Raw genomic sequence first — 11,953 nt, forward strand, 5'->3', positions numbered from 1 at the left:
GAAGTGAATCACAAGCTATGTCCGAATTGTCGGATACTGGCCACAAGAACACCGACGACGATCAGCACCAGCGAAACCAACGGCAACGCTCCCGCACCCCTGTCCGCCAAGATCAGCCCGCCCACGACGCCGCCCGCTGCGATCGCCGCATTGAAGATCGTCACGAAAACCGATTGCGCAGTGTCCACAGCGTCGCCCGTCGTATCCGCGAGCGCAGTCTGAAGGAGAGTGGGAGCGCCTCCAAATGCCACGCCCCATGCCGCAACGCTGAGTGCGATCACTGCGAAGCTGTCACCGCCGACGCCCAACGCCGTCAAAGCTGCGGCAAAGACCACCAAGCTCAGCACGGTGAGACTTCGAAGGGCCCGGTCGACAAACACCCCGACCACACCGATGCCCACGAAGGCGAAAAGTCCGAACACGAACAAGACGATTCCCAACCGATCGCCGAAACCGATGCGATCCAGAAACGCCGCCAGATACGTGTACACGATGTTGTGCGCGAGGATCCACAAGAACGCGACAAACAGAATCGGTCGTACGCCCGGCAGGACCAGGACTTTCCGCACCGGCAGCTGCCGATCCGCTTGTTGCCCGGGAAAGTCCGGCATCACCGTGAGTATCCACGCGACCAGAAGTAGCGCAGCAACCGACATCACGGCGAAGACGACGCGCCAATCGGCCAGGGTCCCGAGCCACGCCCCCATCGGAACGCCGATTGCCAACGCGATCGGCTGTCCGACGGAGGCAACCGCAACGGCCCGCCCCTGCAGGTGAGGGGGCGACATCCTGCGTGCGTACCCGGCAAGCAACCCCCACACCACACCTGCCGCCATACCGGCCAGAAACCGAACACCCAAGGTGAGAACAAGATTCGACGAAAGCGCTGTCACCAGATTGAAGACACCGAACCCCAGAATCGCCGACACCAGGACAGCACGCCGTCGCAACCCTCGGGTCAATGCGATCAGTGGTACCGCCCCGACGACGGAACCCAATGCGTATGCGGTAACCAATTGCCCTGCGCCGGAGACTGATACGGACAACCCTGACCCGATCTGCACCAGTAGTCCGGCCGGCATGGTTTCGGTTGTGATCGCTATGAAGCCTGCCATTGCGAGTGCCGACAACCCGGCCAGCGGTAGTGTCCGGACGGAATCGGTCTCCGCCAGTGCCGAAGTCGCCGTCCCGTCCGAGTTCGAGCTCACCTCGTCGGTGTTTCGGGACTGCCTTCACCCGACTGGCCGGAACGGACCAGTTCTGCAATAGACGCCCAGTCCATCTCGCCCTGACCGTTCGCCAGAGCCTGAGCGAGCACGCCTCGAAGTACGCCACCGAACGGCAAATCCAGATCGACGCTGTCGGCGGCGTCGAGCGCAAGCCTCAAATCCTTGAGGCCCAGAGCTGTGGTGAATCCTGCAGGCTCGTACTGACGCGTCGCGACGAGGTTTCCGTAGCTGGAGTAGACCGGCCCCGGGAAGATCGTCGAGGTCAGCAGTTCTACGAGTTGGCTTCCGTCCACACCTGACCTCTCCCCCAATGTGATTGCCTCGCCCAAGGATTGAATCGCGGCGAGGATGAGGTAATTGCCGATGATCTTGACGATGTTGGCCTGCTCCGGACGCTCACCTTGTGGCCACGTGCGAGCACCGATGACGTCGAGGAAGGGTTGCACTCGCTCGAGGAGGGAACTGTCGCCGGCGGCGATGATGTTCAACTGACCAGCCTGAGCAACAGAAACGCGTCCGAACACCGGCGCCGCGATGTACCCGATACCGTACTCGGCGTGCAGTGCGGCGGCGCGCTTGGCAAGGTCGACGCTGACGGTGGCCATGTTGACGTGCACGGTTCCACTCGGAACGGATGCGAGGACGGCGGGATCCAGAATGGCCGAAGACACGGCCGAATCATCTGCCAACATCGACAGCACAACACCGGACTGGAATGCCTCGGCAACGGTTTTCGCGCCGCTCGCCCCTTCCTCGACCAGTTCGGCTACCGCTTCAGGGCTGCGATTCCACACCGTCACGTCGAAGCCTGCGCCCAGTAGATTTCGAGCGATGGGACGACCCATCGCGCCCAAGCCGACCACGGAAACAGAAGTCATGGATTTCCCTCTCGAAAGTGCTGAACCATCTAAGACGGTTCAAGACTCTCACACGGGTACAGTTGCTGTCGAACCGGTTGAGATGGTTCGCCACGAAGGAGGACGAAAGTGAACGAAGCAGGAGCTGATCAATCCGCTCGGGACGTGTTTCGACTCGACAACGACACGCTCGCCTTCCGCTTCACCGCCACCCTCACCAATCGGAACGGCTCGAGGTTCGAACGACTCACGAGCCCGCAGCGACTCGAATTATGGTTACGCGCCAACGATCTGATGGACGCCCCCGCAACCGCGACAGAAGACGACCTCCGCGGCGCGCAGGATTTACGTGAGGCCATTCATCGCATCGGAACCGCCGTGTGCGAGAACCGCCGCGCCTCACGCACCGATGTCGGGATCGTCAACACCGCATCCGAGCTCGGTGATGCCCACCTCGTCCTCGAGAGTGGCCGGGCCCTCTGGAAATCAGCCGGAGACAATCCGATCCGCGACGCTTTGTCGATAGTGGCTGCCGACGCGATCGCGGTGCTCGGTGGACCCGACCACGACCGCGTCAAAGCCTGCCAGGGCGACGGGTGCACCGGCCTCTACGTCGACACCAGTCGCGGCAACAACCGACGCTGGTGCTCGATGAACATCTGCGGAAACAAAGCCAAGAAATCCGCGATGACCGCTCGCGCCGACTAGCTCATCTCACCTTCACCGCGACTCCATTTCGCCGCCACTCGGTTCCACAGCTTCTCGATCGGCGTCGACAGCAGGAGAAGAAACAGCGGGAAGTACGACGTCACCGGAACGAGCACACTGACGAGCAGCGCCACCACCATGATCAGGAAAGTGACGATTTCAGCGGTGAAATGCGGCTTCGCATTCTCTTCGCTCAACGACGGGTTGCGAACCAGACCCCACGCGACCACCGCCAGGCACGCAGCACTGGCTGCCATTGTCCCGATGTAGAGAGCCCTGGTCCCGAGATCCTGCGACGGCGCTGCAACGAGCGCAGTCGGAAATGGCAAGAACACGATGGTCATCACCCACAACCCCAGCCCGCGCACAACCACCTTGTCTCCGTCGACCACAAAACGAAGCAGCCGATGCTGCGACCACCACAGACGGAAGATCACCAGAAAGCTCAGGGCGAACGAATAGAACTGCGCAGCATGATCGCGCAGGAGTTCCGACGTGGTGCCGTGGTGGTCACTGGTGAGTTCGACCAGCGGCAGGACGAGCAGCGTGATCGCAATGGCGACAATCGCGTCGATGAAAGTGACGTAGCGCTCGAAGTAGCGGGTGCGTTCCGCAATCTCAGCCATTGCGGAAGCATAAGCCTCACAACAGGAAACAGACCGGCGACGCCACTTTACGGAAGCACGTATCCGGAAACATACAATTAACGAATCAAATTCGTTAGATCTCTTGACCGTGACGGAGCCCATCCCCATACTTAACGAATCACATTCATTAAGTGACTCGCATCACGCCACCAGGGGTCGGTTCAGCCACCCCCTTCAGGACATGGGGTTGCCCTAGTGCCGATCAACGCTTCGACGAATACGCAGTCCGACCGGGTTCCACTCACCGCCAACCGCGGTATTGCCGTCTTCAGTATCGGCGTCATGGGGTTCATCACCGCGAACCTCATCCCCCTGATGATCGTGGCAATGGTCGAGGACCTCGGTGTCACCGAATCCGCTGCCGGTGCCGTTCTGACCGCATCGCTGCTGGTCTGCGCCGTCACCTGCCTCGCCACCACCCGAATCGCCTCGGGCCGGCATCGCCATCTCCTCGGCCGCGTCAGCCTGATCGCGATGGCAGCCGCATTCGGCGTTGCGGCCATCGCACCGTCCACGACGATCGCATGCGCCGCGATCATCGTCGGCGGTATCGGCGCTGGTGGATCCGCATCCGTTGGCGGAGCGGCACTGGCCGCGCTCACGAACCCGGACCGGGCGTCAAGCATCAGCGGCCTCGTGAACCGTGTCGTCGTCACAGCCGTCCTCGCTCTCATACCCATCCTCGGCACACACATGACCAACGCATTCGGCATCGTCGCAGTCCTGGCACTGGCTACCGCAGCAACGGTCACCTGGTTGCCGTCGTCCCCGGTGAAAGAGTCGCCGGAGATGGCGAAGTCCGCCAATACGACCACAGCTCTCCCCGCCGGGGTCAGCGCGAAACGTCTCACTTTTGCCGGAACCGCATTTCTCGCGATGCTTGCAGTCTGGGCGATCAGCGAGGACTCGTTGTGGGCAGTACTCGGCATCATGGGTTCCGAGCACGCCGGGCTCTCGGATCAACAAATGAGTCTCGCACTGAGCGCATCAACGGCGGGTGGTGTGCTCGCGGCTGTTACCTTGACCGCGTTGGGTTCTCGGGTCAGTCGGACAGTATCGATCTCCGTGCTACTGATACTCGGGGCAATTCTGAAGCTGTCTGCCGGCCTCACCACCGATCCCACGATCTACCTGGTAGTGGTCATCGCTTGGAACACGATCTACGCGGCCACGTTCATCGTCCTGGTTGCCATCTCGGCCGCGCTCGACGCGGCCGGCCGATGGTCGGCGCCACTACTGGGCACCTACCTCATCGGCTCCGCGTTCGCGCCGCTGTTCGGAACTTCGGTGACGGCCGGCCTCGGGTATCCGACCTTCGGAGTCATCATCTCGGGGATCAGCTTCGTTCTACTGGTCCCGTTCGCCTTGGTTTCCCGACTCTCTGCACATACCGAAGGTGCGTATCGTCACCACAGCGCCGCCATCACTACTACCGTCATCGCGTAAGGATCACGTAGAAGTCATGAATGACAGCATCACTCACTACCGCAACGGAAAGATCTTCACGGCTGCCGACGACGGATGGGCCGAGTCCATAGTCGTCGAGGACCACAAGCTCAGATTCGTGGGCGAAACCGTCTATGCCGATATCCTGGCACCCGACGCCGAGGTGATCGATCTCCAAGGCGCCGTCGTGCTACCCGGTTTCGTCGACGCACATACACATTTGGTCATGATGGGATTCGCGCTGCAGAAGTTGGATCTGCGTGATGCCACCGATCTCGCCGACATTCAGTCCAGCATCAAGCAATTCGCGGAATCGAACCCGGATGCACCACGTCTGCTGGGTCGCAGTTGGTTGTTCTCCGCGCTGGATGGAGAGCACCCGACGCGAGAGATGATCGACGCCGTCGTGCCCGATCGCCCGGTGTACCTCGACGCCAACGACGTACATTCGGTCTGGGTGAACACTGCAGCACTGCGAGAACTCGGCATCGACGCGGACACTCCCGATCCGATCGGCGGTCGTATCGGCCGGGATCCGGACACCGGAGAAGCCACCGGAATGCTGTACGAGACCGCCATGATGCTCTACGTCTGGCCGAAACTGGCGGAGCTCGCATCCGACGAAGACCGGGACGCCGCCCTCGCTCTCGCGTTCCGCCACTACCTCGAGGACGGCGTGACCGGTGCGGTCGACATGGCTCTCGGCGCGGACGAATTAGCCTCGCTGGAAAGAGCATTGGACGCAGGAGACGGAACACTGCCGCTGCGTGTCGCGGCTCACTGGCTGATGACCCGCGAGGACAATGAGGCCGACAACGTCCGACAAGTTCACCACGCGATCGAACTCCACGAGCGCGTCCAAGGTCCGTGGCTCCGTATCGCCGGAATCAAGATCATCATCGACGGTGTGATCGACAGCTGCACTGCCGCAATGAAAGAACCGTACTCGGACGGCACCAACGCCGAGCCCATCTGGGATCTCGAATCCTTGATCCCCGTCGTGACAGCCGCCGACGCCGCAGGCCTGCAGATCGCGATGCACGCGATCGGCGACGAGGCGTCGGAGATCGGACTGACTGCACTCGAGTACGCGATCGCCGCCAACGGAGACATTCCCCGCAGGCACCGAATGGAACACTTGGAGTCCATCACCCGGGACAACGTCGAAAGGCTTGCCCGCCTGGGAATCATCGCCTCGATGCAACCGGTTCACGCTGACCCTGCAATCCAGGAGAACTGGCAGGCGATGCTCGGCGACTACCGGGTCAATCGCGCGTACCCCTGGCCCGAATTCACCGAGGCCGGAGCGGTTCTGGCGTTGGGTTCGGACGCTCCGACCGCTCCCCACCCGCCGCTGCCGAACATGTTCATCGCCACCACCCGTCGATCCGCAATCGATCCGTCGCTGGCACCCAATCTGCCGAAGTACGCACTCCCCCTCGCGGACGCGCTGGCTCACACAACTCGCGACGCTGCCTACTCGTGCCGGTGGGAAGATGTGACCGGCCAGCTGGTTCGGGGTAAAGCAGCCGATTTTGTCGTACTGAAACAAGATCCGTTCACCGAAGGGGTCGATTCTCTCCTGACCACAGAGATTGCGATGACCGTCGTTGCTGGATCCGTGCGATACGACGCGGCCGGGGCCAAGAGCACCGAAGCACGGAACACCGAGTCCGATAGCTGATCGTTACCGGTTGTTCGATAACGCACGCATGCGGCCCGGCGACAGAACGAAGGAGGGACTTGAACACGTGAACCCATACACTCTGGAGGACGCATGCGCAGGAAAGCTCCGATTTCGGCCGCCGTCGCAGCCGCTGCACTGGTGACGGCCACTGCCCTGACGGTCGCCGGTTGTGGGTCGACCGAAGGAACACCTGAAGCGGCGGCGAGTTCCACGGCAGCCAGTTCAACGGCGTCGGCGACATCGACGGCAAACGAAACCGAGACGACGGTAGCGAGCTCTCCCCCGCCACAATCGAACACCCGCACAAATGCATCCACGACGGCGACTACGACAGCAATCCCCGCTTCGGGTCCCTGTCTCGACGTCGGCTCCTCGCTCGTCACCGACGCCATCGGCACGCTGGGCACCGACATCAACGGGGGCAATTGGATACCGAGATCCGCGAGCGAAGAACAGATCGGGAATTGTCCTGACCTGCTCTGGGTTTCGGTGGACGGCGACGGCGTCGGCGATGCGACTTACCAGTCACACGTCCTGTTCTTCCACGACGGAACATACCTGGGCACGGCTACCAGTGAGCCGTACTCGTACACACACGTCATCGACAGCAACAAGGATTCGGCATCCGTCCAATACCGTTGGCTGCTGGACGACGATGCATTCTGCTGTCCCCAAGGCGGACCGAACATAGTGAACTTCACGTGGAACGGCAGCGCCGTGGTTGCCGACGGCCAGTTCCCACCCTCCTGAACCTGCCTGGGTCCGAGTAGGACCTGAATTCAACTGTGCCCCAGCGACGACGGTCACTGGGGCACAGTCTTGTTCGATCTACTCGCCGGCGCTCCTACTCACCGACACCGAGTTCGCGCAGGCGAGTCTTGTACAGCTCGATGTTGCCGAGCTTGATGTCTTCGTAACCGCGAACCACGTCCGGCAGTGCCGCGATCTCGACGGCGCGATCGTATCCGTCGGTTGCGAGAGTACGAGAGAGGTCAGCGATCATGGCCTCGTACTCGGCGAGCAGTTCACGCTCGACCTTGCGGACGTGCATGTAGCCGAAGGGGTCGAGCTTGGTACCGCGAAGCTTCTTACCCTTGGCCAGAACCTTCAGTGCAACATGCGACTTGGGTCCGAGACCGATCTTCTTCTTGCGGCCCATCACTCGAAGGATCGGCGGGTGGAGCTTGTAGGTCAGGTTCTCCCCGGCCGGCACCTGAGACTTGACGTCCTCGATGAATGCGGGGTCGACCAGCATACGAGCAACTTCGTACTCGTCCTTGTACGCGGTGAACTTGAAGAGGCCGCGGGCAACAGCCTCGCTGAAATCGGTCCGCTCGGTTGCGGCACGTTCGGCGGTCCAGACTGCCTGAACCTGATCGATGTAGCGCTGGGCGATCTTGACGGACTGGAACTCGATGAGCTGCGCCGCACGCAGTTCCACCAGTCGCAGGGTTTCACCGGTGAAGGTGGTTCCGGCGAACATGTGAGCCGGTGCGACAACGGGTTCGCGGACGGACTTGGCCGGCGTGGTGACGGCCGAGAACGCTGCGGTGTCGGCAATTGCTGCACGACCCCAACGGAATGCCGCGATGTTCGCGTCCACGGCAACGCCGTTGATGCCGATCGCTTCTTCGATGGCCTCTGCCGGCAGACGAAGTCCGCCGCTCTGGTAGGCCGCACCGATCAGCAGGAAGTTGGCTGCTGCGGTGTTACCGAACAACTCCTGCGCCGCGGCGAGTGCGTCGAACGAACGCAGGGTGCGCGACACCTTGTCGAGACGGGCGAGGAGTGACGTCTCCTCGGGGTAGCGAACAGCCTTGTCGTAGACCATGTCTCCGGTCGGCGTCTGCGACGTCGAGGCGATGGAGACCGTCTTCTCGGCGTTGCCGTAGTCGAGGTTCTTGTTGTCCGTCGCGGTCAGCAGGTCGAAGGCGACGATGCAATCCGCACTGCCCGGAGTGAGGCGGTTGGACGGCTCGAGCGCGCTGGAGCTGAAACGCAGGTGCGAGACAACCGGTCCGGCCTTCTGGCTCAGTCCAATCTGGTCAAGGCTCTCCACCTCGAGGCCGGCGCGCAGTGCAGCCGTTGCGAGCACCTGGTTGACGGTCACGATGCCGGTGCCGCCGATGCCCGCGAGGAAAACGTTCTGCGTGCTGGTGAGCGGTCCGAAATCGGGGTCTGCGACGACGGGCGGGACGGGACGTGCGGCCTTGGGAGCCTTCTTGCCCGGTACCAATTCGACGGTCACGAACGACGGGCAATCGCCGTCCATGCAGGTGTAATCGGTGTTGCAGGACGTCTGGTCGATCTTCGTCTTGCGGCCGTACTCGGTGTCCACGGGCTGGACCGAGAGGCAGTTCGACTTCACACCGCAGTCACCGCAGCCTTCGCACACTGCCTCGTTGATGACGACGCGAGTGTTGCGAGTGGGCAGCGTGCCACGCTTGCGCTGGCGACGAGCGTCGGCCGCACAGTGCTGGTCGTAGATCAACACTGTGACGCCCTTGATCTCGCGAAGCTCCTTCTGGGCCTCGTCGAGGCGATCGCGGTGCCAGAGCTTGGTGCCCTTGGCCAGAGCGCGCTTGTTGTGACGCGAAGGCTCGTCGGCGCAGATGATGATCTGCTTGACGCCCTCGGTGGTCAGCTTGTGGCTGAGCTGAGCAACGGAGAGGGCACCTTCCGCGTCCTGTGCACCGGTCATCGCCACTACTTCGTTGTAGAGCAACTTGTAGGTGATGTTCACGCCTGCGGCGATGCATGCCTGGACAGCCAACTGACCGGAGTGGAAGAAGGTGCCGTCGCCGATGTTCTGGAACAGGTGAGGCACGTCGGTGAACGGTGCCTGCCCGATCCACTGGCTGCCCTCGCCGCCCATTTGCGTCAGGCCGGTGACAGCGCTGTCCTCACGGCCGGACATGGTGACGAGTGTGTGGCAACCGATTCCGCCGCCGCCGATGGAACCCTCGGGAATAGCGGTGGAACGGTTGTGGGGGCACCCGCTGCAGAAGTACGCGGTTCGCTTGGCGGAGAGCACGTTGAGCGACAGCGGGGCCGGGAGGGTGCGCTTGAGCTCGACGTGCGGCTTCAGTACGCGGCGCAACGGGGCGAGCAGCCGGCCTGCGGTCAGTTCACCACTGGCAGGCATGAGCAGACGGCCCTGGCCGTCACGCTTGCCGATGATGCGAGGGGCATCGTCGGTGCCGTACAGGACTTCCCGGATCTGAGCTTCGATGAAGGCGGTCTTGTCCTCGACCACGACGATCTGCTCGAGACCTTCGGCGAACTCCTTGATCTTCTCGCCCACGACGGGGTAGCACATTCCGATGCGAAGGAGACGGATCCCGGCGCGGTGCAGCGCGGCATCATCGACGCCGAGGTCTGCCAGAGCTTGACGGACGGAGTCGAAAGTTGTACCGGTGGCGGCTATACCGATCTTCGCACCGGAGGGGTTGACCTCGATCACATCGAGGTTGTTGGCAGTTCCGTACGCGTGCACAAGATCCCATCGCGGGCCGTACAGATCGGCCTCGGCGATGACACTGTCCGGCGGCGCGGCCATCTGACGCTGCTTGTAGACGAAGGGCTTGCCCTCGAACTGCACTTCCGGAACCACGATGTCGAAGTCCGCGATGCTGCCGTCGATCGTCCAGGCACCGTCTGCGACGTCGGCGACGATCTTCAGCGCTACGACGCAACCGGATACACGCGAGAGTGCAACGGCGTGCATACCCATCGTGATGATCTCTTCGGCATTGCGTGGGAAGAGAACCGGCACGCCCATCGCGGCAAGCGAGCGCTCGCTGACGGCCGGAACCGTGGAGGACTTCGATGCGGGGTCGTCGCCCACCAGGAGGACGACGCCGCCCTTGGGGTTCACGCCGTACATGTTGGCGTGGCGAATGGTGTCGGTAGCGCGGTCGACGCCGGGGCCCTTGCCGTACCAGACGCCGGTCACGCCGTCGTGGGTCGCGGTTCCGGCGGGGAGATCCGTCTGGCTTCCCCATACCGCCGTGGCGGCGAGCTCCTCGTTGAAGCCAGGGATGAAGGTGATGTCGTGCTCGGCGAGAACCTTGGGCATGCCGTGAAGCATCTTGTCGACGCCGCCGAGGGGGCTGCCCTGGTAACCGGAGACGAAGGTGGCAATACGCTTACCTGCCCGAATGTCGCGAACGTGCTGCTCGACGAAGCCGCGTGCAATTGCCTGAACACCGGTCAGCAACACCGGTCCCGATCCCGACCGGTACCGATCATCGAGGTCATAGGGCTTGGCCTGGGCTACGCCCGACACCAGTTCAGTCATCGTGGACCACCGTTCCGTCTGCAGTGCATTTCAACTACCGTGCATTTTCAACAACCGCGTAACTCGATCTGTTCAGATGATCGTGGTCGAGGTATGTGAAAGCGTCAACAGAGGCTTGTTCAACTATTCAAATTGACAATTTGTGAGCCAAATCACGTGACCTAGGTCATCGAATCAATCAGTTGGAGACCCGTTCGTGGCGATACGGCGAAACGGACATAAAACGTTCCCGACAATGCACACCGAGAACTTTCTTGACATTGACGCAACGTCAACTTGCATGCTGAATGAGCACAACCGATCCGAGAGTAGGAACTCCACGTGAGCGAATGGTCCATCCAAGAACTCGCCAAATCCGCAGGTACCACCAGCAGAACGCTGCGTCACTACGGCGATTTGGGACTCCTGGAACCGAGTCGCATCGGCGCCAACGGCTACCGCTTCTACGACGAAGACGCCCTGGTGCGACTGCAACGCATCCTTCTACTTCGGGAACTCGGACTCGGATTGCCGGCCATCGCCGAAGTCCTCACCGGCGAACGCGATACGGCCGCCGCACTGCGTACGCACCTCGAACTCCTCGAGCAAGAGCGCACGCGGATCTCGAGACAGATCGAATCGGTCAACAGGACCTTGAACAAGACGAAGAATGGTGAATCACTCATGCCGGAAGATGTTTTCGACGGGTTCGACCACACCCGATACAAGGACGAGGTCATCGAGCGCTGGGGCAAGGACGCCTACACCAGCGGCGACAACTGGTGGCGGTCGATGTCGGAGCAGGACCGTAAAGCTCATCTGCAAGCTCAAGCCGACATCGCAGCGGCATTCGGAAAAGCACTGACAGCGGGGCTGTCCGCGGAAAGCGACGACGTCCAGACGATTACCCGAAGACAGTTCGAGTGGATAAAGATCGGTTGGCAGGGAAGGACTCCCAGCGCCGACGCCTTCACCGGACTCGGCCAGATGTACGTCGACGATCCCCGCTTCACTGCAAACTACGACAAGTACGGAGAAGGCACCGCTTCGCTGGTCCGTGACGCGATGAAGGTCTACGCCGAGCGCAATCTGCACTGACG

General features: G+C 61.9%; 9 protein-coding genes. 5 read left to right on the plus strand and 4 right to left on the minus strand.

All coding sequences use genetic code 11. From position 1 onward, the window contains the following. Window positions 1-8 precede the first annotated feature (8 nt). Both RhoBH5_RS08870 and RhoBH5_RS08875 read right to left on the minus strand, forming a co-directional pair. Window positions 9-1,208, minus strand: coding sequence for an MFS transporter (locus RhoBH5_RS08870; protein WP_118603263.1), 1,200 nt, complete (start codon window positions 1,206-1,208; stop codon window positions 9-11). Continuing rightward, window positions 1,205-2,107 (minus strand): NAD(P)-dependent oxidoreductase, encoded by a 903-nt coding sequence (locus RhoBH5_RS08875; protein ID WP_054781765.1) that lies wholly within the window; start codon window positions 2,105-2,107, stop codon window positions 1,205-1,207. Before RhoBH5_RS08875 ends, RhoBH5_RS08870 begins: the two co-directional genes overlap by 4 nt. Window positions 2,108-2,215: 108 nt before the next feature. Between RhoBH5_RS08875 and RhoBH5_RS08880 the strand changes: the two genes are divergently transcribed. Beyond that, on the plus strand, window positions 2,216-2,794 hold the full coding sequence (locus RhoBH5_RS08880) for a CGNR zinc finger domain-containing protein (protein WP_158170087.1): 579 nt from the start codon (window positions 2,216-2,218) through the stop codon (window positions 2,792-2,794). Here RhoBH5_RS08880 and RhoBH5_RS08885 read toward each other — a convergent pair. Continuing rightward, window positions 2,791-3,420: a TMEM175 family protein gene (locus tag RhoBH5_RS08885; RefSeq protein ID WP_003940262.1), complete on the minus strand. Its 630-nt coding sequence runs from the start codon at window positions 3,418-3,420 to the stop codon at window positions 2,791-2,793. The two genes, RhoBH5_RS08880 and RhoBH5_RS08885, sit on opposite strands and share 4 nt — an antisense overlap. A 216-nt stretch (window positions 3,421-3,636) precedes the next feature. On the opposite strand from RhoBH5_RS08885, the gene RhoBH5_RS08890 reads away from it, so the two are divergent. The 3 genes from RhoBH5_RS08890 (at window position 3,637) to RhoBH5_RS08900 (ending at window position 7,324) form a co-directional block, all read left to right on the plus strand. Further along, window positions 3,637-4,887 (plus strand): MFS transporter, encoded by a 1,251-nt coding sequence (locus tag RhoBH5_RS08890; protein ID WP_047271024.1) that lies wholly within the window; start codon window positions 3,637-3,639, stop codon window positions 4,885-4,887. A gap of 16 nt (window positions 4,888-4,903) precedes the next feature. Continuing rightward, window positions 4,904-6,571: an amidohydrolase gene (locus tag RhoBH5_RS08895; protein ID WP_270008170.1), complete on the plus strand. Its 1,668-nt coding sequence runs from the start codon at window positions 4,904-4,906 to the stop codon at window positions 6,569-6,571. Window positions 6,572-6,664: 93 nt separating this feature from the next. Further along, entirely contained in the window at window positions 6,665-7,324 is a 660-nt protein-coding gene (locus RhoBH5_RS08900; protein ID WP_270008171.1) for an LppP/LprE family lipoprotein, read from the plus strand. Between the two features lie 94 nt (window positions 7,325-7,418). Here the strand turns inward: RhoBH5_RS08900 and RhoBH5_RS08905 are convergent, their stop codons facing one another. Further along, window positions 7,419-10,874 (minus strand): indolepyruvate ferredoxin oxidoreductase family protein, encoded by a 3,456-nt coding sequence (locus RhoBH5_RS08905; protein WP_042921773.1) that lies wholly within the window; start codon window positions 10,872-10,874, stop codon window positions 7,419-7,421. A gap of 321 nt (window positions 10,875-11,195) precedes the next feature. On the opposite strand from RhoBH5_RS08905, the gene RhoBH5_RS08910 reads away from it, so the two are divergent. After that, window positions 11,196-11,951, plus strand: coding sequence for a MerR family transcriptional regulator (locus tag RhoBH5_RS08910; protein WP_030535291.1), 756 nt, complete (start codon window positions 11,196-11,198; stop codon window positions 11,949-11,951). The last annotated feature ends 2 nt before the right edge of the window (window positions 11,952-11,953 follow it).

This window comes from Rhodococcus sp. BH5 (assembly GCF_027583855.1).
GTDB lineage: Bacteria > Actinomycetota > Actinomycetes > Mycobacteriales > Mycobacteriaceae > Rhodococcus_F > Rhodococcus_F qingshengii.

Coding starts and splice junctions, on each gene's coding strand:
- RhoBH5_RS08905 (WP_042921773.1), bottom strand. CDS start 10,874: ATGACTGAACTGGTGTCGGGCGTAGCCCAGGCCAAGCCCTATGACCTC.
- RhoBH5_RS08895 (WP_270008170.1), top strand. CDS start 4,904: ATGAATGACAGCATCACTCACTACCGCAACGGAAAGATCTTCACGGCT.
- RhoBH5_RS08900 (WP_270008171.1), top strand. CDS start 6,665: ATGCGCAGGAAAGCTCCGATTTCGGCCGCCGTCGCAGCCGCTGCACTG.
- RhoBH5_RS08875 (WP_054781765.1), bottom strand. CDS start 2,107: ATGACTTCTGTTTCCGTGGTCGGCTTGGGCGCGATGGGTCGTCCCATC.
- RhoBH5_RS08885 (WP_003940262.1), bottom strand. CDS start 3,420: ATGGCTGAGATTGCGGAACGCACCCGCTACTTCGAGCGCTACGTCACT.